Below are 26,529 nucleotides of genomic sequence, written 5' to 3'. Positions count from 1 at the left end.
TAACGAGGAATGAAGCCTTAATTCCTCCATCATTTCCTCCCGTTTTTCTGTGGTAATCTTCCTCTGAAGCACCTACGATCATCACTATAATGAATATATTGTTGAGGTATCTATGCGCTGGCAAGGGCGTCGTGAAAGTGACAATGTTGAAGACAGGCGAAACAGCTCTGGTGGTCCGTCAATGGGCGGTCCCGGTTTCCGTCTGCCAAGCGGTAAAGGTGGGCTGATTTTACTGGTAGTGGTGCTGGTCGCTGGCTACTATGGTGTTGATTTAACTGGGTTGATGACCGGACAGCCGATTTCCCAACAGCAATCAACGCGCTCAATTAGCCCAAATGAAGACGAAGCGGCAAAATTCACCTCGGTAATTCTGGCAACCACGGAAGACACCTGGGGGCAGCAATTCGAGAAAATGGGTAAGACTTATCAGCAACCGAAGCTGGTGATGTATCGCGGAATGACGCGCACCGGTTGCGGCGCCGGACAGTCCATTATGGGGCCGTTCTATTGCCCGGCGGATGGTACGGTCTATATCGATCTCTCTTTCTATGATGACATGAAAGACAAACTGGGTGCGGATGGTGATTTCGCTCAGGGATACGTTATCGCCCATGAAGTCGGTCATCATGTGCAGAAACTGTTAGGCATTGAGCCGAAAGTTCGTCAATTGCAACAAAACGCGACGCAGGCGGAAGTGAACCGCTTGTCTGTGCGTATGGAACTCCAGGCTGATTGCTTTGCCGGTGTCTGGGGGCACAGTATGCAGCAACAAGGCGTTCTGGAAACTGGCGATCTGGAAGAGGCGCTGAATGCGGCGCAAGCCATCGGCGATGACCGCTTACAGCAGCAAAGTCAGGGGCGGGTAGTGCCGGACAGCTTTACTCATGGTACATCTCAACAACGCTATAGCTGGTTTAAACGTGGTTTCGACAGCGGCGATCCGGCACAATGCAATACTTTCGGTAAAAGCATTTAACTTTCGGGGCAGGGATGGCTGAACTGACCGCGCTACACACATTAACAGCGCAAATGAAACGCGAAGGGATTCGCCGCCTGTTGGTGTTGAGCGGGGATGCGTGCTGGTGTTGTGAACATGCGCTCAAATTGCGTGACGCATTACCTGGCGACTGGCTGTGGGTATCGCCGCAGCCAACTTCTGAAAACCACTGTACGCCAGCGGCGCTACAAACTTTACTTGGGCGCGAGTTCCAGCATTCGGTATTCGATGCCCGCCAGGGCTTTGATGCCGCAGCCTTTGCGGCGCTTGGTGGAACGCTGAAAGCGGGCAGTTGGCTGGTTTTGTTACTTCCTGTATGGGAAGAATGGGAAAACCATCCCGATGCTGATTCGCTGCGCTGGAGTGATTGCGCCAGTCCCATCGCTACACCGCATTTTGTCCAGCATCTCAAACGCGTACTTGCGGCAGATGACGACGCTATTCTCTGGCGACAAGACCAGCCACTAATGTTGGCGGATTTTGTTCCCCGTTCTGACTGGCAATCCGCTACCGGCGCACCGCAACCGAAACAACAACAGATACTACAGCAGCTTCTGACTATGCCACCGGGCGTGGCAGCGGTAACTGCTGCGCGCGGACGCGGTAAGTCGGCGCTGGCAGGGCAACTCATTTCCCGTATTGCGGGCAGTGCGATAGTCACTGCGCCTGCGAGAGCCGCAACGGATGTGCTGGCCCAGTTTGCCGGAGATAAGTTTCGTTTTGTTGCGCCGGATGCATTGCTGTTCAGTGAAGAAAAAGCCGACTGGCTGGTTATCGATGAAGCTGCTGCAATACCCGCCCCACTATTACATCAACTGGTATCACGCTTTCCGCGTACTTTGTTAACCACTACGGTGCAGGGCTATGAAGGCACCGGACGGGGTTTTTTGCTGAAATTTTGCGCCCGCTTCCCGCATTTGCAGCATTTTGAATTGCAACAGCCGATCCGTTGGGCACAGGGATGCCCGCTGGAAAAAGTGGTTAGCGAGGCACTGGTTTTTGACGATGAAACCTTCACGCGCGTACCCCAAGGCAACATCGTCATTTCTGCATTTGAACAGACTTTATGGCGAAGCGAGCCAGAAACGCCGTTAAAGGTTTACCAGTTATTATCTGGTGCGCACTACCGGACTTCACCGCTGGATTTACGACGGATGATGGACGCGCCGGGGCAACATTTTTTACAGGCAGCAGGCGAAAACGAGATTGCCGGGGCGCTGTGGCTGGTGGATGAAGGGGGATTATCTGAAGAACTGAGTCAGGCGGTCTGGGCAGGTTTTCGTCGCCCGCGTGGCAACCTGGTAGCTCAGTCGCTGGCGGCACACGGCAGCAATCCACTGGCGGCGACGTTACGCGGGCGGCGTGTCAGCCGCATTGCAGTCCATCCGGCGCGTCAGCGGGAAGGCACAGGGCAGCAACTTATTGCTGACGCAGTGCAATACATGCATAGCTTCGACTATCTTTCAGTGAGTTTTGGCTACACCGAGGAATTATGGCGTTTCTGGCAACGCTGCGGTTTTGTGCTGGTACGGATGGGCAATCATCGCGAAGCCAGCAGCGGCTGTTATACGGCGATGGCGCTGTTACCAATGAGCGAAGCGGGTAAACAACTGGCACAACGTGAGCATTATCGTTTACGCCGCGACGTGCAAATTCTCATGCAGTGGAATGGTGAAAGCATCCCGGTTGATCCGTTAAACGACATCATGCTTTCTGATGATGACTGGCTTGAACTGACCGGTTTTGCTTTCGCTCATCGTCCCCTTTTAACGTCGTTAGGTTGTTTAACACGCCTGCTGCAAACCAGTGAACTGGCATTACCGGCGCTGCGAGGACGGTTGCAGAAAAACATCAGCGACGCGCAGTTATGTACCACACTTAAACTTTCAGGCCGTAAGGCATTGCTGGTTCGCCAACGCGAAGAAGCCGCGCAGGCGCTATTCGCACTTGATGATGTCCGCACTGAACGCCTGCGCAATCGCATAACACAATGGCAATTTTTTCACTGACTCCTTCAATTTTATCCCATGGTCATTGTGAGTCAGCGGCGTAAAATTAATGACATCAGTTAAGGAGTTCGCCATGAAACATGACCATTTTGTTGTTCAAAGCCCGGATAAACCTGCCCAACAGTTGTTACTGCTTTTCCACGGTGTCGGGGATAATCCGGTGGCAATGGGGGAAATCGGTAGCTGGTTTGCACCGTTGTTTCCAGATGCGCTGGTGGTAAGTGTCGGTGGTGCTGAGCCGAGCGGTAATCCGGCGGGGCGTCAATGGTTTTCGGTGCAGGGCGTAACGGAAGAGAATCGCCAGGCGCGGGTGGATGCCATCATGCCGACGTTTATTGAGACGGTACGCTACTGGCAGAAACAGAGCGGAGTAGGGGCTAACGCTACGGCGCTGATCGGTTTCTCACAAGGCGCGATTATGGCGCTGGAGAGCATTAAAGCCGAACCGGGTCTTACCTCACGCGTCATCGCCTTTAACGGACGCTATGCCAGCCTGCCGGAAACAGCTTCTACTGCTACAACAATTCACCTGATCCACGGTGGTGAAGATCCGGTTATCGATCTGGCTCATGCGGTCGCGGCACAGGAAGCGTTAATTAACGCCGGTGGAGATGTGACGCTGGATATCGTGGAGGATTTAGGTCATGCGATCGATAATCGCAGTATGCAATTTGCCCTGGATCACTTGCGTTATACCATTCCGAAACATTACTTCGACGAAGCGTTAAGCGGCGGTAAGCCCGGCGATGATGATGTGATTGAAATGATGTAAAAGACAGGTGCCGGATGCGTAGGCCGGATAAGGCGTTCACGCCGCATCCGGCTATGATGCCTGATGCGACGCTGACGCGTCTTATCAGGCCTACGGTTGAGCGCCAGACATTATCCGGCCCCTCCAGCTTACTTCTTCGGTTGATCCTTCTTCGGCCAGTCGTCGTCATCGTCCCATTTATCGTTGAAATCACGATGTGGGGGAAGCTCCGGCTTGTTGGCGAGAAATTTCTTATGGTCGACGCGCTTGAGATCTTTGATCACATTCAGCAGGACGCCTACCAAAAAGACAATCACCAGAATCCACCAATATTTAGCCAGCCAGTCCATGCTTATTTCCTCTTGCAGAACCACTCATCAGGCGACGAGCTGTTCCATGATTCGTTGATACATACGGGCAAGTAGCTGCAGGTCGGCAGCGTTCACACATTCATTAATTTTATGAATAGTGGCATTGACCGGCCCAAGTTCCACCACCTGCGCCCCCATGCGGGCAATAAAGCGCCCATCGGACGTTCCGCCAGTGGTCAGTAGCTGCGGTTTAATTTCATTATAGTGCTCAACCGCGTTGACGACCGCATCCACCAGTTTACCGCGTGCAGTCAAAAATGGCTGCCCGGAAAGCCACCAATCGACCGTATAACGCAGTTGATGTTTTTCCAGCAGGGCAAGCACCTGTGCTTTGATCATCTCATCAGTAAGTTCGGTGCTAAAGCGGAAGTTAAACTGTACAAACAGCTCACCCGGAATGACATTATTACTGCCAGTACCTGCCTGAATATTGGCTATTTGCATACTGGTTGCCGGGAAAAATTCATTGCCCTGATCCCACTCGATAGCCACTAACTCATTGAGGAAAGGGGCTGCGCGATGCACAGGGTTATCTGCAAGGTGTGGGTAGGCCACATGACCCTGCACGCCATGAATAGTAAGGTTACAGGTCAACGATCCGCGACGGCCATTTTTCACTACATCACCGACCACTTCGATACTCGACGGTTCGCCAACCAGGCAGTAATCCAGCCGTTCACGGCGCGCCATTAAAGTTTCGACGACTTTGACCGTGCCGTTGTGGGCGCTGGCTTCTTCGTCTGAGGTGATCAGAAACGCCAGTCGACCTTTATGGTTGGGATGTTGCGCGACAAAGCGTTCTGCTGCTACCACCATCGCCGCCAGCGACCCTTTCATATCTGCCGCGCCGCGCCCGAATAACATACCGTCGCGAATGGTCGGTTCAAATGGTGGATTGATCCAACGGTCGGCATCGCCAGGCGGTACAACGTCGGTATGTCCGGCAAAGGCTAACGTTTCTCCCTGTCCACGCCACGCCCAAAAATTCTGCGTATCCGCAAAGTCCATGCGTTCGATGGTAAAACCGATCGCCTGTAAACGTTCGGTAATGATTGCCTGACATCCTGCGTCATCAGGACTTAAGGATGGGCGGCGAATAAGCTGCTGTGTCAGCTCAATAACCGGACACGACATAGACTACACCTCATAGGAAAAATTGCTGATAACTGGATTCACTGAAACCCAGCAGCATAGGCTTCCCTGGCGCGCAGAGCAATGGGCGTTTGATAATTGCAGGCATTTCAGTCATTAATGCCGCCGCAGAAGCCGCATCGGTGATTTTATTGCGCGTGGTATCATCCAGTTTACGCCAGGTAGTACCACGGGTGTTGAGTAACGCTTCCCAACCTAATTCGTTGATAAAACCGTTCAATAATTCGCTGTCCAGCCCATCAACGCGATAATCATGAAAACGATAGTCGATGTTATTGGTTTCCAGCCAACGGCGAGCCTTTTTAATGGTGTCACAATTTTTAATGCCGTAAAGTGTAACCATAATGAATCCTTTTTCGATTTATAAGAATAAATACTCATTTAACGGTCAATACATTTTCCCGGCAAATGAATATCAGGGAATATAACATTATTAAGGTGTTTCACTTAACAATTATTAAATAATTGTGAGCATTTTGAATGCAATTATTAAGAATATTCCCCTAGGTATCTGTATGTATTTCAAACAGAATTAAGCAAGTATTAGAATCCGTATGAATCTGTTGAAATGTTGCTTTGCATCACATAAAAATCCCTGTCTCAGGGCCATAGTATTTACATAGGTTTTGCCCCGGAGGTAGTAATCACTGCAATCGAATAAATTAGCTTCACCACGGTATATTGTTTCCGTAGAATACCCATAATTATAAGAGAGGTTGTTATGATTGAACGTGAACTGGGGAACTGGAAAGACTTTATCGAAGTTATGCTTCGCAAGTAATTGCCAGGACAGAAGGTAAAATGAAAGAACCTGATGAACAGGTTCTTTATCAGAAAGTTGAAAAAGGCGACACGTTGGCATGTCGCCTTTTTTATTGCTTATTCCGGGCGTGGCTTCAGAGGGAAACGACGGCGTACCAGCACAAAGAACAGAGGCACGAAGTAAATCGCCAGAATGGTGGCGGAGATCATTCCCCCCATTACGCCAGTACCCACCGCATGTTGACCACCGGAGCCAGCACCGCTGCTGATTGCCATCGGCAGTACGCCGAAGATAAACGCCAGCGAGGTCATCAGTATCGGGCGTAAACGCTGGCGGCAGGCATAAAGCGTCGCTTCAAACAGGTCGTGACCTTTTTGGTTCATCTCGTTAGCGAACTCGACAATGAGGATGGCGTTTTTCGCCGATAAACCAATGACCGTTAATAGACCCACCTGGAAGTAAACGTCGTTTTCCAGCCCGCGCATCCAGGTTGCCAGCAGCGCGCCGATGACCCCCAGCGGCACGACCAGCATTACGGAGAACGGCACCGACCAGCTTTCATACAGCGCCGCCAGACACAGGAATACCACCAGTAATGAAATGGCGTACAGCGCCGGAGCCTGCGCGCCAGAAAGCCGTTCCTGATACGACATCGCCGTCCACTCCAGGCCAAAGCCGTTTGGCAACTGCTTCACTAACGATTCCATAATATCCATCGCCGTACCGGTACTGACGCCCGGTGCGGCCTCCCCGACAATTTCCACTGCGGAATAGCCGTTATAACGTTCCAGACGGGGCGAACCTGTCTCCCAGCGGGAGGTCGCGAAGGCAGAGAAGGGCACCATCCCACCGTCTTTGTTACGCACATACCACAGGTTGATATCATCCGGCAGCATCCGATACGGCGCGGCGGCCTGCACATAGACTTTCTTCACGCGACCGCGATCCATAAAGTCATTTACATAGCTCGAACCCCACGCGGTTTGCAGCGTGTCGTTAATGTCGTCAATAGCAACGCCCAGCGCCTGAGCTTTACGCTGGTCGATATCAATCTGTAACTGCGGACTGTCATCAAGACCGTTATGGCGCACGCGGGTTAATTCCGGATTTTCCGCCGCCAGCGCCAGCAACTGGTTACGTGCAGCCATCAGCGCATCGTGACCCGCTCCGGCGTGATCCTGCAACTCCATATCAAAACCCGCAGAACTGCCAAGACCGCTGATTGCTGGCGGGCTGCTGGCGATAACGCGGGCTTCTTTAATCTTATTAAATTCTTTCGTTGCACGTTCGATAATGGCAAACGAAGTGCCGGTTTTACTGTCGCGCTCACTCCAGTCTTTCAGGCGGATAAACATACGCGCCACGTTTTGCCCGTTGCCGCCAGGGCCTGAACCGACCGTGGCAAATACCGACGTGATGTTGTCTTTCTCATGAGTGAAGTAATACTTCTCAATCTGTTCCACCACTTTCAGCGTCTGTTGCTGGGTCGAACCGCTGGGTAGCTGCACCGAGGTGGTGAACATGCCACGGTCTTCCAGTGGCAGGAAGGACGTCGGCAAACGCAGGAACAGAAACACCATACCGCCAAGCAGCAGGACATAAATCACAATCCAGCGCAGGCTGCGGTGGAGAATTTTCGCCACCCCTTTCTCGTAGCGTTCGGCGTTACGGTTGAACATCTGGTTAAACCAGGCAAAAAAGCCTTTCTGCCCGTGATGCTCACCTTTTTTCAGTGGTTTAAGTAGCGTGGCACACAGCGCCGGAGTGAGGATCATAGCCACCAGCACCGACAGCACCATCGCCGCAACAATGGTAATAGAGAACTGGCGATAGATAGCTCCGGTGGTGCCGCCAAAGAAGGCCATTGGCACAAATACCGCCGACAGCACCATCGCAATCCCGACCAGTGCCCCCTGGATCTGCCCCATCGATTTACGTGTAGCTTCGCGAGGAGTGAGTCCTTCCTCACTCATAATACGTTCGACGTTTTCCACCACCACGATGGCGTCATCCACCAGCAGACCGATCGCCAGCACCATCGCAAACATGGTTAAGGTGTTGACGCTGTAACCGAAGGCGTAAAGCACGGAGAAAGTGCCCATTAACACCACCGGCACGGCAATAGTTGGAATCAGCGTAGCGCGGAAGTTTTGCAGGAACAGATACATGACGAGGAAAACCAGCGCGATAGCTTCTAACAGGGTTTTCACCACGTCTTCAATGGAGGCTTTAACAAACGAGGTGGTTTCATACGCCACCTTATATTCCAGCCCGGGAGGGAAGTATTGCGCCAGTTCGTCGAGCCGGTTCAGTACCAGCTTCGCTGTGGCCATTTCGTTCGCGCCGGAAGCCAGTTTTACCCCCAGACCGGAGGCAGGCTTACCATTAAAGCGGCTAAGATAATCGTATTTCTCCGCCCCCATTTCGACGGTGGCAACATCGCCCAGTTTCACTTCCGAACCATCCTGATTTACCCGCAAGGTGATATCGCGGAACTGTTCAGGCGTTTGCAACAGCGACTGGGCGTTAATGGTAGCGTTCAATGCTTGTTTATCGACAGAAGGTGTACCGCCAAGCTGTCCGACCGCAATCTGCGCGTTCTGTGATTCAATGGCGTCGGTTACATCTTTAGCCGTCATCTGGAAGCTGTTCATTTTTGCCGGATCAAGCCAGATACGCATCGAATACTGTGAACCGTAGGCGTCGATATCACCAACGCCGTTAACGCGACTTAACGGGTCCTGAATATTACTGGCAACGTAGTCGGCAATATCCTGCTTATCCATCGAACCATCGGTAGAGACGAAGGCTATGGTCAGGATGTTAGTATCGCCAGTTTTACGTACTGTCACGCCCTGGTTTTGTACTGCCTGTGGGAGTTTACGCATGGCTGATTGCAGCTGGTTTTGTACCTGCTGCACCGCCTCGTCTGGGTCGGTTCCGGCTTTAAAACTTAAGGTGACAGATGCCTGACCGGTGCCGCTGCTTTGTGACGACATATACATCAGGTTATCGAGGCCAGTCATATTCTGCTCAATAACCTGAGTCACGGTGTTTTCCAGCGTCTGGGCCGATGCGCCGGGATAGTTAGCGGTCACTCGCACGTTCGGCGGCGCGAGATCCGGGTATTGTTCAACGGGCAATGAAAAAATAGCCAGGGTCCCTGTCAGACATAACAGGATTGCCAGTACCCAGGCAAAAATGGGGCGATCAATAAAGAAATTCGCCATTAAAAGAGGACCTCGTGTTTCTGCGTATCGTTGTAGGCTTGACTTGCTTCACTGTAGCGGCAAGGTACGAGCCAATCGTGGAGAAAAAAAGGAGATAATGTAAATTATCATTCCCTTTTATACTGAACCTTAAGTGCCCGTATTCTTTGGTCAACAAGAGGTATTACATCAGTTGACTTTCCTCACCCGCCGCAGAGCGAAAGCTAATACTCACTAATGTGCCGCCACCGGAAGGTTGTGAAAAAGTCAGCGTTCCGCCCAGTCGTTCCGCGCGCTCGCGCATAATATTCAAGCCATAATGGCCTTCAGGTTCTTTCGGTTCACCGATGCCAATCCCGTTATCACGAATATAGACCGTGTGATTGCCGTCCGGCGCAGTGACGCAGCTAACGGCGATTTCGCTGGCATTGGCGTGCTTCATCGCATTCAGCACCGCTTCACGAATAATTTGCAACAAATGCACCTGCATTTGCGCATCCAGCGCCAGGGTTGGCAAGCGGCAGTCGAGGGTCAGTTTGGCGCTGGTTTGATTTTGTAACGTATCCAGCATTTCCCGCAGCGCGGAGGGAAGATCCGCCTGCTGCAGCGTCAGGCGGAAAGTGGTCAACAGCTCGCGTAACTGTCGATACGCATCATTCAATGCCTGAGAAAAATCGGCCATGATACTTTGTGCGGTGGCGTTATCTTCCGGTATCGAACGCTTCAGTAATGTTAACTGGATACGCAAATAAGAAAGCACCTGAGCCAGTGAGTCGTGCAATTCGCGGGCGATGGTCGCGCGTTCTTCCATCAGCAGCAACTGCTGAAAATGCTTCTGCGCCTGATTAAAGTACAAACCGCGCCCCAGCATCGACGAAACGCTGTTAAGCAGCGGTTCGGAGGCCGACACGTTGCTGTTTTGCCAGTGCAGCTCGCCGTAAACTGTCTCTTGCATCGTCACCGGTAAAATCTGCATCGGCAGCTCAGGTTTTGGCTTTCCTTCACTAATCCGCCAGTTTTCACCGACATTCAATTCCAGATATTCAGCCGCTTCATTGTCGCGAACGATCTGCAAAATATGGCGGAAACAATGCACATCAATCTGGCTGGTGTTCAGCGCCTGCGAACACTGATACAACACCTCCAGACGGCGCTTGGCCTCGTGGAGATCGCGGGTTTTTTCTTCTACTGACGCTTCCAGCGAACGGTACAATTTATGCAGTTCGCTCGACATCTGGTTAAAGGTTTTGGCCAGCAGTCCCAGCTCATTGGGCAGGCTGGTATCCAGCGGCGGTGAGCCGAACTGCCCGTGTTCAATACGCTGACTGGCGGTAACCAGCTGATTCAGTGGGGCAACGACCTGATGGCGTATGCGGCGCAGAGTAAAAAAGACCAGTGTGAAAATACCGATGCCGCCAGCCAGCGAAATCGCCACCACCAGCAACATTTTGCGCTCAGCGTAGTGCTGTAAAGCCAGCACGAACAGGTCTATCTGATTGACATAATTATCGATATTGGCCTGATACCACGGCAAATCACCCTTGCTGAGCCGATTATTCATCTCCAGCCAGTTGGCATTCAGATGCGCATAGCGGGTTTTTACTGCCTCTGGCACATACCAGACGTTGAGATTGGTTAATACCGGTGAATGCAGTGCCTGCTGGAACAGCTGACGATGCGCATTGAGTTGTGGACTGCCACTTTGCAAGTCGTAGCCCAGGCGGTAACTCTGCATACGCAGCGATCCGGCAATATTGATCGCCTCAGCGTCGCGCAAACTGCTCGCCAGAGTTAGCAGAGCGATACCCGTGGAAAGAATCGACAGCAGCACAATGTAAAAAAAGGCCCTGGCCAGACTGGCCGAGACGGGTCGTTTAACAATCACACGCGTCTTCTCCACATAAAATCATTAATGTTCCAGATTGTTGAAACGCAATTTAGTCAGTGATGGGATTATTTGATCTGCCACAGTTTATAGCGAAATAGTTACTTGTTCTGGGCACATGGACATTGCCGATTCCCCTGCAAGTCGGGTAATAACAACACTCATATAAAGAATAAGGTTTTTACAACCAAAAAAGAAGGTCGTTATGAATCGTTTTATTATGGCCAACAGTCAGCAATGTCTGGGTTGTCATGCTTGTGAAATCGCCTGTGTCATGGCTCACAATGATGAGCAACATGTCCTGAGCCAACACCATTTTCATCCCCGAATTACGGTTATCAAACATCAGCAGCAACGTAGTGCAGTGACCTGTCACCATTGCGAAGATGCGCCCTGTGCCCGTAGCTGCCCCAATGGCGCTATCAGCCATGTTGATGACAGCATTCAGGTCAATCAGCAAAAGTGTATTGGCTGTAAATCCTGCGTGGTGGCCTGTCCGTTTGGCACCATGCAGATTGTCCTGACACCCGTCACAGCGGGTAAAGTGAAAGCCACGGCACATAAATGCGACCTGTGTGCAGGGCGAGAAAACGGCCCCGCCTGTGTCGAAAACTGCCCTGCGGATGCGCTGCAACTGGTCACCGACGCCGCACTCTCCGGCATAGCGAAATCCCGCCGCTTGCGTACTGCACGTCAGGAACATCAACCGTGGCATACCAGTACAGCGGCACAAGAAATGCCGGTAATGAGTAAAGTCGAGCAAATGCAGGCAACGCCCGCGCGCGGCGAGCCGGATAAACTGGCAATTGAAGCGCGCAAAACCGGCTTTGATGAAATTTATCTGCCGTTTCGCGCCGACCAGGCACAGCGGGAAGCCTCGCGCTGCCTGAAGTGCGGCGAGCACAGCGTTTGTGAATGGACCTGTCCGCTGCATAACCATATTCCGCAGTGGATAGAACTGGTGAAAGGCGGAAATATCGACGCAGCCGTCGAGCTTTCTCACCAGACCAACACCCTGCCGGAAATTACCGGACGCGTCTGTCCGCAAGACCGTTTGTGTGAAGGTGCCTGCACTATTCGCGACGAACACGGTGCGGTGACTATCGGCAATATTGAACGCTACATTTCAGATCAGGCGCTGGCGAAAGGCTGGCGTCCTGACTTAAGCCATGTCACCAAAGTGGACAAGCGAGTGGCGATTATCGGTGCGGGTCCGGCAGGGCTGGCCTGTGCGGACGTCCTGACACGCAACGGCGTGGAGGTGACGGTATACGATCGCCATCCAGAAATCGGTGGCTTGCTCACCTTTGGCATTCCTTCTTTCAAACTGGATAAATCGCTGATGGCGCGCCGTCGGGAAATCTTCAGCGCAATGGGGATCCACTTCAAACTCAATTGTGAAGTGGGTAAAGATGTCTCTTTGGATTCGCTGCTCGAACAGTACGACGCAGTCTTCGTTGGCGTCGGCACTTACCGTTCCATGAAAGCGGGCTTACCCAATGAAGATGCGCCGGGCGTTTATGACGCGCTGCCGTTCCTTATTGCCAACACCAAACAGGTGATGGGGCTTGAAGAGCTACCGGAAGAGCCGTTTATCAATACCGCCGGGCTAAATGTCGTGGTACTGGGCGGCGGCGACACCGCGATGGACTGTGTGCGCACCGCACTGCGCCACGGCGCAAGTAACGTCACCTGTGCCTATCGTCGTGACGAAGCTAACATGCCCGGTTCGAAAAAAGAGGTGAAGAACGCCCGCGAAGAGGGGGCTAACTTCGAATTTAACGTCCAGCCAGTGGCGCTTGAGCTGAATGAGCAAGGTCACGTCTGCGGGATTCGTTTCCTGCGTACGCGTCTTGGCGAGCCGGATGCACAAGGGCGTCGGCGTCCGGTGCCGGTGGAAGGCAGTGAATTTGTCATGCCAGCCGACGCGGTGATTATGGCGTTTGGTTTTAATCCGCATGATATGCCGTGGCTTCAGTCACACGGTGTAACGGTGGATAAATGGGGGCGCATCGTGGCTGATGTTGAAAGTCAGTACCGTTACCAGACGACGAACCCGAAAATCTTCGCTGGTGGCGATGCCGTGCGCGGTGCGGATCTGGTGGTGACTGCAATGGCGGAAGGGCGCCATGCGGCGCAGGGAATTATTGACTGGCTGGGGATAAAATCAGTCAAATCTCACTAATTCCATCCGCAGACAAACCCGACTTCACAGCGTAAGATACTTGTTCATTTCGCGCTGTGGAGTCGGTATGACGCAACAAATCACCCTCATCAAAGACAAAATTCTCTCCGATAACTATTTCACCCTGCACAACATTACCTACGATCTCACCCGCAAAGATGGCGAAGTTATCCGCCATAAACGTGAAGTTTACGATCGCGGCAATGGCGCGACGATCCTCCTGTACAACGCGAAGAAAAAGACTGTAGTTCTGATTCGTCAGTTCCGCGTCGCTACCTGGGTTAATGGCAATGAAAGCGGGCAATTGATTGAAACTTGTGCCGGGTTGCTGGACAACGACGAACCCGAAGTGTGCATTCGCAAAGAAGCGATTGAAGAGACGGGCTATGAGGTTGGCGAAGTACGCAAATTATTTGAACTGTACATGTCGCCTGGTGGTGTGACCGAGCTAATCCACTTTTTTATCGCCGAATACAGTGACAGTCAGCGTGCTAACGCGGGGGGCGGCGTCGAAGATGAAGATATTGAAGTGCTCGAGCTGCCGTTCAGCCAGGCGTTGGAGATGATCAAAACCGGCGAGATACGTGACGGTAAGACGGTGTTATTGCTTAACTATTTGCAATCGTCACATTTAATGGACTGAAAAATAACAATAATATTTCGTTGTTTATTATTGGCTCAATCCGATAAATCCGATTGAGCCGCGCTACCTGCGCAACGAAGATACGACTTGTGCTGTTTGTTTGAACTTCTGGGGTCGTACCGTCCATGCGCTATCGCATTTTCCTTCTCTTTTTTTTCGCTTTGTTGCCGACGTCTTTAGCGTGGGCAGCACCAGCGCAACGGACGTTTTCTGACTGGCAGGTCACCTGTAACAACCAAAATTTCTGCGTAGCGCGCAACACAGGCAATCATAATGGACTGGTGATGACTCTCAGTCGCAGTGCTGGGGCGCATACCGATGCCGTTTTGCGTATTGAGCGCGGCGGGTTGAAGTCGCCGGATGCGTCGGAAGAGGCGATAGCGCCACGACTGCTGTTAGATGGTGAGCCGCTGGCGTTAAGCGGGGACAAGTGGCGGATTTCGCCGTGGTTATTAGTGACCGATGATACAGAGACCATCACCGCGTTTTTGCAGATGATTCAGGAAGGGAAGGCAATTACCTTACGCGACGGCGATCAGACCATTTCTCTTAATGGATTAAAAGCGGCGTTGTTGTTTATTGATGCCCAGCAAAAGCGCGTGGGTAGTGAAACTGCGTGGATCAAGAAAGGAGACGAGCCGCCACTCAGCGTACCGCCTGCGCCTGCGCTGAAAGAGGTCGCTGTGGTAAACCCAACGCCGACGCCACTCTCACTCGAAGAACGTAACGATTTGCTGGATTATGGAAACTGGCGGATGAATGGTCTGCGTTGTTCGCTTGATCCATTGCGTCGTGAGGTGAATGTCACTGCGCTGACCGATGATAAAGCATTGATGATGATTAGCTGTGAGGCGGGCGCCTATAACACCATTGATCTGGCGTGGATAGTGTCGCGTAAAAAGCCGCTGGCCTCGCGTCCGGTACGGTTACGTTTGCCGTTCAACAACGGTCAGGAGACGAATGAACTGGAGCTGATGAACGCGACATTTGATGAAAAATCGCGTGAACTGGTGACGTTAGCGAAAGGCCGTGGATTAAGTGATTGTGGTATTCAGACGCGTTGGCGTTTTGACGGCCAGCGTTTTCGTCTGGTGCGTTACGCCGCAGAACCCACCTGCGATAACTGGCATGGGCCAGACGCCTGGCCTACGCTTTGGATCACGCGTTGAATGCCATCTGGCGGATGCGGCGTAAACGCCTTATCCGCCCTACGGTCCGGCGCGGTTTGTAGGCCTAATAAGACGCGTTAGCGTCGCATCAGGCAAACCGGCATCAGGCACTTTTCACTCCCAGCACCTTATGCGCTTTTGCCACAATATTCTCGGCGGTAAAGCCAAAGAACGGGAACAATTTATCCGCCGGAGCAGATTCGCCATAACCCGTCATCCCGACAATCGCACCTTTCAGGCCGACGTATTTGTACCAGTAATCGGCGATGCCTGCTTCCACTGCCACGCGAGCCGCAACGTTAGAAGGCAACACCGATTCCCGATATTCCTCATCCTGGGCGTCGAAAATATCGGTCGAGGGCAGGGAAACCACGCGAACATTGCGACCTTCTCCCGCTAATTTCTCCGCCGCTTGCAGGGTGATTTCCATCTCTGAACCGGTAGCAATCAAAATAATATCCGGCTTGCCGCCGCTGTCTTTCAGCACATAACCACCACGAGCAATCTCTTTTACCTGATCCGGCGTACGTTCCACCTGGGCCAGATTCTGCCTTGAGAGGATCAGTGCCGTCGGTCCGTTGTGGCGCTCAACCGCCAGCTTCCAGCCCACCGCCGCTTCCACCTGATCGCACGGTCGCCAGGTGCTGAAATTTGGCGTTAAGCGCAGACTGGCCAGTTGCTCAACAGCCTGGTGTGTCGGACCATCTTCGCCCAGACCAATTGAGTCGTGGGTATAAACCATAATCTGCCGCGCTTTCATCAGTGCCGCCATCCGCGCGGCGTTACGGGCGTATTCAACAAACATCAGGAACGTCGCGGTATACGGCACAAAGCCGCCGTGGTGCGCAATGCCGTTGGCGATAGCGGTCATACCAAATTCACGCACTCCGTAGTGAATATAATTCCCTGCCAGATCTTCCTTCAGCGACACAGAACCTTTCCAGATGGTGAGGTTACTGGGCGCCAGATCCGCCGAACCGCCGAGCAGTTCCGGCAGCATGGGGCCGTAAGCGTTAAGCGTATTTTGCGACGCCTTACGGGTAGCGATTTTCGCCGGATTTGCCTGCAACTCATTGATATATTTCTGAGTCGTTTTTTCCCACTCTTTCGGCAAACCACCACTCATCCGGCGGGTAAACTCTTCTGCCAGTTGCGGATGAGCCTTTTTATACGCGGCAAACTTCTCATTCCAGCTCTGCTGCGCTTTTTCGCCTTTTTCGCGGGCATCCCAGGCGTGATAAATCTCTTTAGGGATCTCAAATGGCGGATGGTGCCAGCCCAGTTTTTGCCGTGCCAGCGCCACTTCTTCTTCCCCCAGAGGTGCGCCGTGCGCCTCTTCCTTACCTGCTTTATTCGGCGAACCAAAGCCAATCACCGTACGGCAGATAATCAGCGACGGCTTATCTTTCACGCTTTGCGCTTCAAGGATCGCTTCCTTCACCGCCTGCGGATCGTGACCGTCGATTTCATGGACAACATGCCAGTGATAGGCTTCAAAACGTTTTGCCGTATCGTCGGTAAACCAGCCTTCGGTTTCACCGTCGATGGAAATACCGTTGTGATCGTAAAAACCAATCAGCTTGCCCAGTCCCAGCGTGCCCGCCAGCGAACAGACTTCGTGGGAAATACCTTCCATCAGGCAACCGTCGCCCATAAACACATAAGTGAAGTGATCGACAATTTCATGATCCGGCTGGTTAAACTGCGCCGCCAGTGTACGCTCTGCTATCGCCAGTCCGACGGCGTTCGCCAAACCTTGTCCAAGTGGACCGGTGGTGGTTTCAACACCGGGCGTATAACCAATCTCCGGGTGGCCTGGGGTTTTCGAATGCAACTGACGGAAGTTCTTCAGCTCTTCCAGCGGCAGGTCGTAACCGGTCAGATGCAGCAAACTGTAGAGCAGCATCGACGCGTGACCGTTGGAGAGAATAAAGCGGTCGCGATCATACCAGGTCGGGTCGGTGGGGTTATGTTTAAGAAAGTCGTTCCATAGCACTTCGGCAATATCGGCCATGCCCATTGGCGCGCCGGGATGACCGGAATTGGCTTTTTGCACCGCATCCATACTGAGTGCGCGAATCGCATTGGCAAGATCTTTTCGGGACATATAACACTCCGTGGCTGGTTTATAGTTTGGCGGCAAGAAGATCTTCCAGTTTGCGTTGATCGACGGCGAACAGGCGGATGCCTTCAGACAGTTTTTCTACTGCCATCGCATCCTGATTGTGCTCCCAACGGAACTCCGCTTCGCTCATTGGAGCAGGGCGTGGGAACGTCTGAGAAGGCGGGATCAATTTGCGGACGACTGGCGAGACTTTTTCCTGCAACTCTTTCAGCAAGTTCGGCGCGATAGTCAGACGATCGCAACCGGTTAAAGCGAGGATTTGCTCGGTACGGCGGAAACTTGCGCCCATCACAATAGTTTCATAGCGGTGCTGCTTGAAATAGTCGTAGATATTACGCACCGACTTAACGCCCGGATCTTCTTCCACTACATACGGGTCCATCGGCTTGCGTGCCTGATACCAGTCATAAATACGCCCGACAAACGGCGAAATCAGAAAAACGCCTGCTTCTGCACAGGCGCGCGCCTGTGCAAAGGAAAACAGCAGCGTCAAATTGCAATTAATACCTTCTTTTTCCAGCTCTTCTGCCGCGCGAATTCCTTCCCAGGTTGAAGCCAGTTTGATCAGAATGCGTGATTTCTCAACGCCCTGCTGCTGGTACAAATCCACCAGATGACGCGCTTTCTCAATACTCTTTTCTTTATCAAAAGAGAGGCGTGCGTCAACTTCTGTCGATACACGACCGGGTACGATTTTGAGAATTTCTGTACCGAAATTGACCGCCAGCTTATCGCAGGCAGCTACCACTTGTTGTTCCTGCGTTTGACCATTTTTTTTACCCCAGGCGATAGCATCGTCTATTAAATGCTCATATTGTGATAATCCGGCAGCCTTGAGTAATAACGAAGGATTGGTGGTGGCGTCCTGAGGATGATAATGGCGAATGGACTCAATATCGCCGCTGTCTGCCACGACAGTGGTGAACTGTTTGATGCCGTCTAACTCGTTCATAGGAAATACTCCTTGAAAAGTAAAGTGTTAGGTGAGTGCGTTAATTCACACTTCTGAGAAATTTCGCTAATCGCATCAAAAAAGCATAGCAGACAGGCATGGTATTGCTGGATTAAGCAGGTAACATCAGTGTTATAGGATTATTGCCAAAATATTATTTTGATGAGGAGAGTTTGGACTTGCTCAAAGTCTGAAAGCTCCGGCAAGGTAATAATGTGCGCCATGTTGTGGGCTGAGGCAGCTGCCCGCTCATTTTTGTGAACGTTACGTGAAAGGAACAACCAAATGGATGACCAGTTAAAACAAAGTGCACTTGATTTCCATGAATTTCCAGTTCCAGGAAAAATCCAGGTTTCTCCTACTAAACCTCTGGCAACGCAGCGCGATCTGGCGCTGGCCTACTCACCTGGCGTCGCCGCGCCTTGTCTTGAAATCGAGAAAGATCCGTTAAAAGCCTACAAATATACTGCGCGCGGTAACCTGGTGGCGGTGATCTCCAACGGTACGGCGGTGCTGGGGTTAGGCAACATTGGCGCGCTGGCAGGCAAACCGGTGATGGAAGGCAAGGGCGTTCTGTTTAAGAAATTCGCCGGGATTGATGTGTTTGACATTGAAGTCGATGAGTTGGACCCGGACAAATTTATCGAAGTGGTCGCTGCGCTGGAACCGACCTTTGGCGGCATCAACCTCGAAGACATTAAAGCGCCAGAATGCTTCTATATTGAGCAAAAACTGCGCCAGCGAATGAACATTCCGGTATTCCACGACGACCAGCACGGAACGGCAATCATCAGCACCGCCGCTATCCTCAACGGATTGCGCGTGGTAGAGAAAAACATCTCCGACGTGCGGATGGTGGTTTCCGGCGCGGGGGCGGCCGCAATCGCCTGTATGAACCTGCTGGTGGCACTGGGGCTGCAAAAACACAATATTGTAGTTTGTGACTCTAAAGGCGTTATCTATCAGGGGCGAGAGCCGAACATGGCGGAAACCAAAGCCGCTTACGCGGTGGTGGATGACGGTAAACGTACCCTCGACGATGTAATTGAAGGCGCGGATATTTTCCTTGGCTGTTCCGGTCCGAAAGTGCTGACACAGGAGATGGTGAAGAAAATGGCTCGCGCGCCGATGATCCTGGCGCTGGCGAATCCGGAACCGGAAATTCTGCCGCCGCTGGCGAAAGAAGTGCGCCCGGATGCCATCATCTGTACAGGTCGTTCCGACTACCCGAACCAGGTTAACAACGTCCTTTGCTTCCCGTTCATTTTCCGTGGAGCACTGGACGTTGGCGCAACCGCTATTAATGAAGAGATGAAACTGGCGGCGGTACGTGCGATTGCTGAACTGGCTCATGCGGAACAGAGCGAAGTGGTTGCTTCTGCCTATGGCGATCAGGATCTGAGCTTTGGCCCGGAATACATCATTCCTAAACCGTTCGATCCGCGTCTGATCGTCAAGATTGCGCCAGCGGTGGCAAAAGCGGCAATGGAGTCTGGTGTGGCGACGCGTCCGATTGCCGATTTTGACGTCTACATCGACAAACTGACCGAGTTCGTTTACAAAACCAACCTGTTTATGAAGCCGATCTTCTCCCTGGCTCGCAAAGCACCGAAGCGCGTGGTGCTGCCGGAAGGGGAAGAGGCGCGCGTTTTGCACGCGACTCAGGAACTGGTAACGCTGGGACTGGCGAAACCGATTCTTATTGGTCGTCCGAACGTAATCGAAATGCGCATTCAGAAGCTGGGCTTGCAGATCAAAGCAGGCGTTGATTTTGAGATCGTCAATAACGAATCCGATCCGCGCTTTAAAGAGTACTGGAGCGAATACTTCCAGATCATGAAACGTCGTGGGGTCACCCAGGAACAGGCGCAGCGTGCGCTGATCGGTAACCCGACAGTGATCGGCGCGATTATGGTTCAGCGTGGCGAAGCCGATGCGATGATCTGCGGTACGGTGGGGGATTATCACGAACACTTCGGCGTGGTGAAAAATGTGTTTGGTTATCGCGATGGCGTTCACACCGCTGGCGCAATGAACGCGCTGCTGCTGCCGAGTGGTAACACCTTTATTGCTGACACCTACGTCAACGATGATCCAGACGCAGAAGAGCTGGCGGAGATCACGCTGATGGCGGCAGAAACTGTCCGTCGTTTCGGTATTGAGCCGCGTGTTGCCTTACTGTCGCACTCCAACTTCGGTTCTTCAAACTGCCCGTCGTCCAGCAAAATGCGTAAAGCTCTGGAGCTGGTCAGGGAGCGTGCGCCAGAACTGATGATTGATGGCGAAATGCACGGTGATGCGGCGCTGGTGGAAGCGATTCGCAACGACCGGATGCCGGACAGCCCCCTGAAAGGTTCCGCCAATATTCTGGTGATGCCGAATATGGAAGCTGCCCGTATTAGTTACAACTTACTACGTGTTTCCAGCTCAGAAGGCGTTACCGTCGGCCCGGTACTGATGGGCGTGGCGAAACCGGTTCACGTATTAACGCCAATCGCATCGGTACGTCGTATCGTCAACATGGTGGCGCTGGCCGTGGTTGAAGCGCAAACCCAGCCGCTGTAATTCTTTCTTAACTCTTACGCTTACCCTGAATATTCAGGGTAAGCGGTTTATCGCAATATATCAGAAGGGATTATTACTTGTTTTTCGAATAATAAAGCGCGCCCTATAAAAATAAATCAATATCAATTTAATTATATTCATGTGCTGTACATGAAAACTTATGCATTAGATAAAATATCTCTCCATTCTTAGTGATCTACCTCACCTTTTAAACTCCCTTGCCGAATTTTGTTATTTACTCTGACGAAAAATTGTCACGATAGCGCCAGATTTTTCACAGGCGGCGACTCATGGATAAAGAACGCATCATTCAGGAATTTGTTCCCGGTAAACAGGTCACGCTGGCGCATTTAATTGCGCATCCCGGCGAGGAGCTGGCGAAGAAAATCGGTGTTCCCGATGCTGGCGCAATCGGCATTATGACGCTAACTCCCGGTGAAACAGCGATGATTGCCGGCGATTTAGCACTGAAAGCCGCCGATGTGCATATCGGTTTTCTTGACCGTTTTAGCGGCGCGCTGGTGATTTATGGCTCGGTGGGCGCGGTAGAAGAAGCGTTATCACAAACCGTCAGCGGTTTAGGGCGCTTATTAAATTATACGCTTTGTGAAATGACCAAAAGTTAATGCGAGGCATTCATGAAACGAATTGCGTTTGTGGGTGCTGTCGGGGCAGGAAAGACAACGTTATTTAATGCGTTGCAGGGAGATTATACCCTCGCGCGAAAAACGCAGGCTGTGGAATTTAATAATAAGGGTGATATTGATACGCCAGGTGAATATTTTAGCCATCCCCGCTGGTATCACGCCTTAATTACCACGCTACAGGATGTGGACATGCTGATATATGTCCATGGCGCGAATGACCCGGAAAGTCGATTACCTGCCGGGTTGCTGGATATTGGCGTCACTAAACGGCGAATCGCCGTCATCAGTAAAACGGACATGCCGGATGCTGACGTCGCCGCAACGCGACAGTTATTGCGCGAGACTGGCTCTGAAGAGCCGATTTTCGAGTTAAACAGCCACGACCCGCAAAGCGTGCAGCAACTGGCGGATTATCTGGCATCTCTCACCGAACAGGAGGAAGCAGGTGAAAAAACTCATCACAGCGAATGATATTCGTGAAGCACATGCGCGCGGCGAACAGGCACTGTCCGTGGTTCTGCGCGCCAGCATTATTACCCCGGAAGCGCGAGAAGTAGCGGATCTACTGGGGTTTACCATCAACGAATGCGATGAATCGACACCGGTAACGGCGTCCGTTCCTGCCAGCGCGCCTGCCGATAAAACCGAAAGCCAGCGTATCCGCGAAACCATCATCGCCCAGCTACCAGAAGGCCAGTTTACCGAAAGCCTGGTTGCGCAGCTGATGGAAAAAGTGATGAAGGAAAAGCAGTCGCTGGAGCAGGGCGCGATGCAGCCGAGCTTTAAATCAGTGACCGGCAAAGGCGGCATCAAAGTTATTGATGGCGGCAGCGTCAAGTTTGGTCGCTTTGATGGCGCGGAACCTCAATGCGTCGGGTTGACCGATCTGGTTACCGGAGATGACGGCAGCAGCATGGCTGCGGGTTTTATGCAGTGGGATAACGCCTTCTTCCCGTGGAAGCTGAACTACGACGAAATCGACATGGTACTGGAAGGTGAACTGCACGTTCGCCACGAAGGCGAAACCATGATCGCCAAAGCAGGTGACGTGATGTTTATCCCGAAAGGCTCCAGCATCGAATTTGGTACGACATCCAGCGTGAAATTCCTGTATGTCGCCTGGCCGGCGAACTGGCAATCCCTATGAAAGATTTCATTACCGAAGCATGGCTAAGAGCGAACCATACGCTCAGCGAAGGCGCAGAGATCCATCTCCCTGCGCACGGTCGCCTGACGCCCTCTGCCCGGGAGTTGCTGGAAAGCCGCCATCTGCGTATCAAGTTCATTAACGAGCAGGGCAGCCTGTTTGTAGACGATGAACAGCAGCAGCCGCAGCGTGTTCACGGGCTGACCAGTAGCGATGAACATCCGCAGGCGTGCTGCGAACTGTGCCACCAGCCGGTGGCAAAAAAGCCGGATACGCTGACCCACCTGTCGGCGGAAAAAATGGTCGCTAAAAGCGATCCGCGCCTGGGTTTTCGCGCTGTTCTCGACAGCACCATTGCGCTGGCCGTGTGGCTGCAAATTGAACTGGCGGAACCGTGGCAGCCGTGGCTGGCGGATATCCGTTCGCGTCTTGGCAACATTATGCGCGCCGATGCGCTGGGAGAACCGCTGGGCTGCCAGGCGATTGTCGGGCTTTCTGACGAAGACCTGCATCGGCTTTCCCATCAGCCGCTGCGTTATCTCGACCACGATCATCTGGTGCCGGAAGCCAGCCACGGACGCGATGCGGCGTTGCTGAATCTTCTACGCACCAAAGTGCGTGAAACCGAGACGGTAGCGGCGCAGGTGTTTATTACCCGCAGTTTTGAAGTATTACGCCCGGACATCTTGCAGGTGCTGAACCGCCTTTCCAGCACGGTTTACGTGATGATGATCCTGAGCGTGACGAAGCAGCCGCTAACGGTGAAGCAGATCCAACAACGACTGGGAGAGACGCAATGATTATTGAACGTTGCCGTGAACTGGCGTTGCGAGCGCCCGCAAGAGTGGTTTTTCCGGATGCGTTAGACCCGCGTGTGCTGAAAGCCGCGCAATATCTGCATCAACAAGGTCTGGCGTCGCCTGTTCTGGTCGCCAATCCGTTTGAACTTCGTCAGTTTGCGCTCAGTCACGGCGTGGCGATGGACGGGCTACAGGTGATTGAGCCACAGAGCAACCTCGCAATGCGGGAAGAATTTGCCCATCGCTGGCTCGCCCGTGCAGGCGATAAAACGCCGCCGGATGCGCTGGATAAACTCACCGACCCGCTGATGTTCGCCGCCGCAATGGTCAGCGCCGGTAAAGCGGATGTCTGTATCGCGGGTAATCTCTCTTCCACGGCGAATGTGCTGCGTGCCGGATTACGCATTATTGGTTTGCAGCCGGGCTGTAAAACGCTTTCCTCCATTTTCCTGATGCTGCCGCAGTACAGCGGCCCCGCGTTGGGCTTTGCCGATTGTAGTGTGGTGCCACAGCCGACGGCAGCGCAACTGGCGGATATCGCCCTTGCCAGCGCCGAAACCTGGCGTGCCATCACCGGAGAAGAGCCGCGCGTGGCGATGCTGTCGTTTTCCAGTAACGGCAGCGCCCGTCACCCTTGCGTTGCTAACGTTCAGCAGGCGACCGAAATCGTCCGGGAACGCGCGCCACAACTGGTGGTGGATGGCGAGTTGCAGTTTGACGCCGCCTTCGTGCCGGATGTCGCGGCGCAAAAAGCACCTGGCAGCCCGCTACAGGGCAAAGCGAATGTAATGGTTTTTCCGTCGCTGGAGGCAGGAAATATTGGCTACAAAATCGCACAACGACTCGGCGGATATCGTGCCGTCGGACCGTTGATACAAGGACTTGCCGCGCCGCTGCACGATCTCTCTCGTGGTTGTAGCGTGCAGGAAATTATCGAGCTGGCGCTGGTGGCAGCCGTACCGCGCCAGACAGAAGTGAACCGCGAAAGCAGTTTACAAACACTGGTTGAATGAACGGTCCCGTTCTGGACCCTTATAAAGAGGAAAACACAATGGAAGCATTAGGAATGATCGAAACCCGGGGCCTGGTTGCACTGATTGAGGCTTCTGACGCGATGGTTAAAGCTGCGCGCGTCAAACTGGTCGGCGTGAAGCAGATTGGCGGCGGCCTGTGTACTGCAATGGTTCGCGGTGATGTTGCAGCCTGTAAAGCGGCGACCGATGCCGGTGCCGCAGCGGCACAGCGTATTGGCGAGCTGGTATCTGTCCACGTTATCCCGCGTCCTCATGGTGACCTGGAAGAAGTCTTCCCGATTGGCCTGAAAGGCGACAGCAGCAACCTGTAATCACCCTGTGTGACGTCGACTCGGGCGTCACGCTCTCTCCTTTTTCATTTTACCTTCCACGGAGGGTAGGGGGAGCTTTTACCTGAAATACGCCACGGAGGCGGGTATGAAACTGGCAGTCGTCACTGGACAAATTGTTTGTACCGTACGCCATCACGGACTGGCGCATGACAAATTGCTGATGGTGGAAATGATTGATTCACAGGGAAATCCTGACGGGCAGTGTGCCGTCGCCATCGACAATATTGGCGCGGGAACCGGGGAGTGGGTGTTGCTGGTGAGCGGCAGTTCCGCCCGCCAGGCGCATAAAAGCGAAACGTCACCGGTCGATCTGTGCGTGATTGGCATCGTCGATGAAGTGGTGTCTGGCGGTCAGGTAATTTTCCACAAATAAGGCAGAACATCATGAATCAACAGGATATTGAACAGGTGGTGAAAGCGGTACTGCTGAAAATGCAAAGCAGTGACTCGCCGTCCGCCGCCATTCATGAAATGGGCGTTTTTGCTTCCCTGGATGACGCCGTTGCGGCAGCTAAAGTTGCCCAGCAAGGCTTAAAAAGCGTGGCGATGCGCCAGTTAGCCATTGCTGCCATTCGTGAAGCAGGCGAAAAACACGCCAGAGAGTTAGCGGAACTTGCCGTCAGTGAAACAGGCATGGGTCGCGTTGAAGATAAATTTGCCAAAAACGTTGCTCAGGCGCGCGGTACGCCGGGCGTAGAGTGCCTCTCTCCGCAGGTGCTGACGGGCGACAACGGCCTGACGTTAATTGAAAACGCGCCCTGGGGCGTGGTGGCTTCGGTGACGCCTTCCACTAATCCGGCGGCAACCGTGATTAATAACGCCATCAGCCTGATTGCTGCGGGCAACAGCGTCATTTTTGCCCCGCATCCGGCGGCGAAAAAAGTCTCTCAGCGGGCGATTACGCTGCTCAACCAGGCGATTGTCGCCGCAGGCGGGCCAGAAAACTTACTGGTGACCGTGGCAAATCCGGATATCGAAACCGCGCAACGTTTGTTCAAGTTTCCGGGCATCGGCCTTTTGGTGGTGACCGGCGGCGAAGCGGTAGTAGAAGCGGCGCGCAAACACACCAATAAACGTCTGATAGCCGCAGGTGCAGGCAACCCGCCGGTGGTGGTGGATGAAACCGCCGACCTCGCCCGTGCCGCTCAGTCCATCGTCAAAGGCGCTTCTTTCGATAACAACATCATTTGTGCCGACGAAAAGGTACTGATTGTTGTTGATAGCGTAGCCGATGAACTGATGCGTCTGATGGAAGGCCAGCACGCGGTGAAACTGACCGCAGAACAGGCGCAGCAGCTGCAACCGGTGTTGCTGAAAAATATCGACGAGCGCGGAAAAGGCACCGTCAGCCGTGACTGGGTTGGTCGCGATGCGGCGAAAATCGCGGCGGCAATCGGCCTGAACGTGCCGCAAGAAACGCGTTTGCTGTTTGTGGAAACCACTGCAGAACATCCATTTGCCGTGACCGAACTGATGATGCCGGTTCTGCCCGTCGTGCGCGTCGCCAACGTGGCGGATGCCATTGCGCTGGCGGTGAAACTGGAAGGCGGTTGCCACCACACGGCGGCAATGCACTCGCGCAATATCGACAACATGAACCAGATGGCGAATGCCATTGATACCAGCATTTTCGTTAAGAACGGACCGTGCATTGCGGGGCTGGGGTTGGGCGGGGAAGGCTGGACCACCATGACCATCACCACGCCAACCGGTGAAGGGGTAACCAGCGCACGGACATTTGTTCGTCTGCGTCGCTGTGTATTAGTCGATGCGTTTCGCATTGTTTAAGGAGT

23 protein-coding genes are annotated in these 26,529 nt (G+C 53.0%); 16 read left to right on the top strand and 7 right to left on the bottom strand.

What is annotated here, in order from left to right:
• The first annotated feature begins 112 nt into the window (after nucleotides 1-112).
• From WES_RS06075 to ypfH, 3 genes are all read left to right on the top strand, one after another.
• Nucleotides 113-976, top strand: a complete 864-nt coding sequence (locus WES_RS06075; RefSeq protein WP_001267512.1) for a KPN_02809 family neutral zinc metallopeptidase — start codon at nucleotides 113-115, stop codon at nucleotides 974-976.
• Nucleotides 977-990: 14 nt separating this feature from the next.
• The gene (gene tmcA, locus WES_RS06080) at nucleotides 991-3,006 is read left to right on the top strand and encodes a tRNA cytosine(34) acetyltransferase TmcA (protein WP_016158765.1); all 2,016 of its coding nucleotides are present in this window, start codon (nucleotides 991-993) and stop codon (nucleotides 3,004-3,006) included.
• Between the two features lie 73 nt (nucleotides 3,007-3,079).
• Nucleotides 3,080-3,778 carry an esterase gene (gene ypfH, locus WES_RS06085; protein ID WP_016158764.1) on the top strand — a complete coding sequence of 233 codons (699 nt, stop codon included), beginning with the start codon at nucleotides 3,080-3,082 and terminating at the stop codon, nucleotides 3,776-3,778.
• Nucleotides 3,779-3,906: 128 nt separating this feature from the next.
• Here the strand turns inward: ypfH and WES_RS06090 are convergent, their stop codons facing one another.
• The 3 genes from WES_RS06090 to WES_RS06100 are packed head-to-tail and all read right to left on the bottom strand — an operon-like array spanning nucleotide 3,907 to nucleotide 5,623.
• Nucleotides 3,907-4,107: a YpfN family protein gene (locus tag WES_RS06090; RefSeq protein WP_000383836.1), complete on the bottom strand. Its 201-nt coding sequence runs from the start codon at nucleotides 4,105-4,107 to the stop codon at nucleotides 3,907-3,909.
• 27 nt (nucleotides 4,108-4,134) lie between these two features.
• Nucleotides 4,135-5,262, bottom strand: coding sequence for a succinyl-diaminopimelate desuccinylase (gene dapE, locus WES_RS06095; protein ID WP_001277781.1), 1,128 nt, complete (start codon nucleotides 5,260-5,262; stop codon nucleotides 4,135-4,137).
• 10 nt (nucleotides 5,263-5,272) lie between these two features.
• Entirely contained in the window at nucleotides 5,273-5,623 is a 351-nt protein-coding gene (locus WES_RS06100; protein WP_000258261.1) for an ArsC family reductase, read from the bottom strand.
• Nucleotides 5,624-6,001: 378 nt separating this feature from the next.
• Between WES_RS06100 and ypfM the strand changes: the two genes are divergently transcribed.
• Entirely contained in the window at nucleotides 6,002-6,061 is a 60-nt protein-coding gene (gene ypfM, locus WES_RS23750; protein WP_001386977.1) for a protein YpfM, read from the top strand.
• Between the two features lie 98 nt (nucleotides 6,062-6,159).
• Here the strand turns inward: ypfM and acrD are convergent, their stop codons facing one another.
• Both acrD and narQ read right to left on the bottom strand, forming a co-directional pair.
• Nucleotides 6,160-9,273 carry a multidrug efflux RND transporter permease AcrD gene (gene acrD / locus WES_RS06105; RefSeq protein ID WP_016158763.1) on the bottom strand — a complete coding sequence of 1,038 codons (3,114 nt, stop codon included), beginning with the start codon at nucleotides 9,271-9,273 and terminating at the stop codon, nucleotides 6,160-6,162.
• A 163-nt stretch (nucleotides 9,274-9,436) separates the two neighbouring features.
• The gene (narQ, locus tag WES_RS06110; protein ID WP_010357107.1) at nucleotides 9,437-11,137 is read right to left on the bottom strand and encodes a nitrate/nitrite two-component system sensor histidine kinase NarQ; all 1,701 of its coding nucleotides are present in this window, start codon (nucleotides 11,135-11,137) and stop codon (nucleotides 9,437-9,439) included.
• Between the two features lie 205 nt (nucleotides 11,138-11,342).
• Here narQ and aegA point away from each other — a divergent pair, with 205 nt between their 5' ends.
• The 3 genes from aegA (at nucleotide 11,343) to WES_RS06125 (ending at nucleotide 15,134) form a co-directional block, all read left to right on the top strand.
• Nucleotides 11,343-13,322, top strand: a complete 1,980-nt coding sequence (gene aegA / locus WES_RS06115) for a formate-dependent uric acid utilization protein AegA (protein ID WP_016235249.1) — start codon at nucleotides 11,343-11,345, stop codon at nucleotides 13,320-13,322.
• Between the two features lie 67 nt (nucleotides 13,323-13,389).
• Nucleotides 13,390-13,965: a GDP-mannose pyrophosphatase NudK gene (gene nudK, locus WES_RS06120; RefSeq protein ID WP_010350316.1), complete on the top strand. Its 576-nt coding sequence runs from the start codon at nucleotides 13,390-13,392 to the stop codon at nucleotides 13,963-13,965.
• Between the two features lie 125 nt (nucleotides 13,966-14,090).
• Complete coding sequence (locus tag WES_RS06125) at nucleotides 14,091-15,134, top strand: DUF1176 domain-containing protein (protein WP_024195146.1); 1,044 nt, start codon at nucleotides 14,091-14,093, stop codon at nucleotides 15,132-15,134.
• Nucleotides 15,135-15,237: 103 nt separating this feature from the next.
• Here WES_RS06125 and tkt read toward each other — a convergent pair whose 3' ends face one another.
• Complete coding sequence (tkt, locus tag WES_RS06130) at nucleotides 15,238-17,241, bottom strand: transketolase (RefSeq protein WP_016158759.1); 2,004 nt, start codon at nucleotides 17,239-17,241, stop codon at nucleotides 15,238-15,240.
• Nucleotides 17,242-17,260: 19 nt separating this feature from the next.
• The gene (tal, locus tag WES_RS06135) at nucleotides 17,261-18,211 is read right to left on the bottom strand and encodes a transaldolase (protein WP_001003729.1); all 951 of its coding nucleotides are present in this window, start codon (nucleotides 18,209-18,211) and stop codon (nucleotides 17,261-17,263) included.
• A 285-nt stretch (nucleotides 18,212-18,496) separates the two neighbouring features.
• Between tal and maeB the strand changes: the two genes are divergently transcribed.
• The 9 genes from maeB (at nucleotide 18,497) to WES_RS06180 (ending at nucleotide 26,524) form a co-directional block, all read left to right on the top strand.
• A complete protein-coding gene (maeB, locus tag WES_RS06140; protein ID WP_016158758.1) occupies nucleotides 18,497-20,776 on the top strand; it encodes an NADP-dependent oxaloacetate-decarboxylating malate dehydrogenase in 2,280 nt (759 codons plus the stop codon).
• A gap of 290 nt (nucleotides 20,777-21,066) precedes the next feature.
• On the top strand, nucleotides 21,067-21,402 hold the full coding sequence (gene eutS / locus WES_RS06145; protein WP_000356956.1) for an ethanolamine utilization microcompartment protein EutS: 336 nt from the start codon (nucleotides 21,067-21,069) through the stop codon (nucleotides 21,400-21,402).
• A 12-nt stretch (nucleotides 21,403-21,414) separates the two neighbouring features.
• On the top strand, nucleotides 21,415-21,894 hold the full coding sequence (eutP, locus tag WES_RS06150; protein WP_016158757.1) for an ethanolamine utilization acetate kinase EutP: 480 nt from the start codon (nucleotides 21,415-21,417) through the stop codon (nucleotides 21,892-21,894).
• Nucleotides 21,869-22,570 carry an ethanolamine utilization acetate kinase EutQ gene (eutQ, locus tag WES_RS06155; protein ID WP_016235248.1) on the top strand — a complete coding sequence of 234 codons (702 nt, stop codon included), beginning with the start codon at nucleotides 21,869-21,871 and terminating at the stop codon, nucleotides 22,568-22,570. Before eutP ends, eutQ begins: the two co-directional genes overlap by 26 nt.
• Nucleotides 22,567-23,370 carry an ethanolamine utilization cob(I)yrinic acid a,c-diamide adenosyltransferase EutT gene (eutT, locus tag WES_RS06160; RefSeq protein WP_016158754.1) on the top strand — a complete coding sequence of 268 codons (804 nt, stop codon included), beginning with the start codon at nucleotides 22,567-22,569 and terminating at the stop codon, nucleotides 23,368-23,370. The genes eutQ and eutT overlap by 4 nt, the downstream gene beginning before the upstream one ends.
• On the top strand, nucleotides 23,367-24,383 hold the full coding sequence (pta, locus tag WES_RS06165) for a phosphate acetyltransferase (RefSeq protein WP_000582951.1): 1,017 nt from the start codon (nucleotides 23,367-23,369) through the stop codon (nucleotides 24,381-24,383). Before eutT ends, pta begins: the two co-directional genes overlap by 4 nt.
• A 38-nt stretch (nucleotides 24,384-24,421) precedes the next feature.
• Nucleotides 24,422-24,715, top strand: a complete 294-nt coding sequence (gene eutM / locus WES_RS06170) for an ethanolamine utilization microcompartment protein EutM (protein WP_000387713.1) — start codon at nucleotides 24,422-24,424, stop codon at nucleotides 24,713-24,715.
• 106 nt (nucleotides 24,716-24,821) lie between these two features.
• Nucleotides 24,822-25,109 carry an ethanolamine utilization microcompartment protein EutN gene (gene eutN / locus WES_RS06175; protein ID WP_000762200.1) on the top strand — a complete coding sequence of 96 codons (288 nt, stop codon included), beginning with the start codon at nucleotides 24,822-24,824 and terminating at the stop codon, nucleotides 25,107-25,109.
• An 11-nt stretch (nucleotides 25,110-25,120) separates the two neighbouring features.
• Nucleotides 25,121-26,524 (top strand): aldehyde dehydrogenase family protein, encoded by a 1,404-nt coding sequence (locus WES_RS06180; RefSeq protein ID WP_016158753.1) that lies wholly within the window; start codon nucleotides 25,121-25,123, stop codon nucleotides 26,522-26,524.
• The last annotated feature ends 5 nt before the right edge of the window (nucleotides 26,525-26,529 follow it).

Source organism: Escherichia sp. KTE31 (genome assembly GCF_000407925.1).
Classification (GTDB): Bacteria; Pseudomonadota; Gammaproteobacteria; order Enterobacterales; family Enterobacteriaceae; genus Escherichia; species Escherichia ruysiae.
The sequence above is the reverse complement of the archived record's forward strand: the minus strand, read 5'-3'. Positions and strand labels throughout refer to the sequence as shown.

What these genes read in the sequence shown, in the direction of transcription:
- tmcA (WP_016158765.1), top strand. Translation starts at nt 991, where the DNA reads ATGGCTGAACTGACCGCGCTACACACATTAACAGCGCAAATGAAACGC.
- dapE (WP_001277781.1), bottom strand. Translation starts at nt 5,262, where the DNA reads ATGTCGTGTCCGGTTATTGAGCTGACACAGCAGCTTATTCGCCGCCCA.
- maeB (WP_016158758.1), top strand. Translation starts at nt 18,497, where the DNA reads ATGGATGACCAGTTAAAACAAAGTGCACTTGATTTCCATGAATTTCCA.
- WES_RS06180 (WP_016158753.1), top strand. Translation starts at nt 25,121, where the DNA reads ATGAATCAACAGGATATTGAACAGGTGGTGAAAGCGGTACTGCTGAAA.
- WES_RS06100 (WP_000258261.1), bottom strand. Translation starts at nt 5,623, where the DNA reads ATGGTTACACTTTACGGCATTAAAAATTGTGACACCATTAAAAAGGCT.
- eutT (WP_016158754.1), top strand. Translation starts at nt 22,567, where the DNA reads ATGAAAGATTTCATTACCGAAGCATGGCTAAGAGCGAACCATACGCTC.
- nudK (WP_010350316.1), top strand. Translation starts at nt 13,390, where the DNA reads ATGACGCAACAAATCACCCTCATCAAAGACAAAATTCTCTCCGATAAC.
- WES_RS06075 (WP_001267512.1), top strand. Translation starts at nt 113, where the DNA reads ATGCGCTGGCAAGGGCGTCGTGAAAGTGACAATGTTGAAGACAGGCGA.
- WES_RS06090 (WP_000383836.1), bottom strand. Translation starts at nt 4,107, where the DNA reads ATGGACTGGCTGGCTAAATATTGGTGGATTCTGGTGATTGTCTTTTTG.
- acrD (WP_016158763.1), bottom strand. Translation starts at nt 9,273, where the DNA reads ATGGCGAATTTCTTTATTGATCGCCCCATTTTTGCCTGGGTACTGGCA.
- ypfH (WP_016158764.1), top strand. Translation starts at nt 3,080, where the DNA reads ATGAAACATGACCATTTTGTTGTTCAAAGCCCGGATAAACCTGCCCAA.
- eutS (WP_000356956.1), top strand. Translation starts at nt 21,067, where the DNA reads ATGGATAAAGAACGCATCATTCAGGAATTTGTTCCCGGTAAACAGGTC.
- tal (WP_001003729.1), bottom strand. Translation starts at nt 18,211, where the DNA reads ATGAACGAGTTAGACGGCATCAAACAGTTCACCACTGTCGTGGCAGAC.
- pta (WP_000582951.1), top strand. Translation starts at nt 23,367, where the DNA reads ATGATTATTGAACGTTGCCGTGAACTGGCGTTGCGAGCGCCCGCAAGA.
- tkt (WP_016158759.1), bottom strand. Translation starts at nt 17,241, where the DNA reads ATGTCCCGAAAAGATCTTGCCAATGCGATTCGCGCACTCAGTATGGAT.
- aegA (WP_016235249.1), top strand. Translation starts at nt 11,343, where the DNA reads ATGAATCGTTTTATTATGGCCAACAGTCAGCAATGTCTGGGTTGTCAT.
- WES_RS06125 (WP_024195146.1), top strand. Translation starts at nt 14,091, where the DNA reads ATGCGCTATCGCATTTTCCTTCTCTTTTTTTTCGCTTTGTTGCCGACG.
- eutN (WP_000762200.1), top strand. Translation starts at nt 24,822, where the DNA reads ATGAAACTGGCAGTCGTCACTGGACAAATTGTTTGTACCGTACGCCAT.
- eutP (WP_016158757.1), top strand. Translation starts at nt 21,415, where the DNA reads ATGAAACGAATTGCGTTTGTGGGTGCTGTCGGGGCAGGAAAGACAACG.
- eutM (WP_000387713.1), top strand. Translation starts at nt 24,422, where the DNA reads ATGGAAGCATTAGGAATGATCGAAACCCGGGGCCTGGTTGCACTGATT.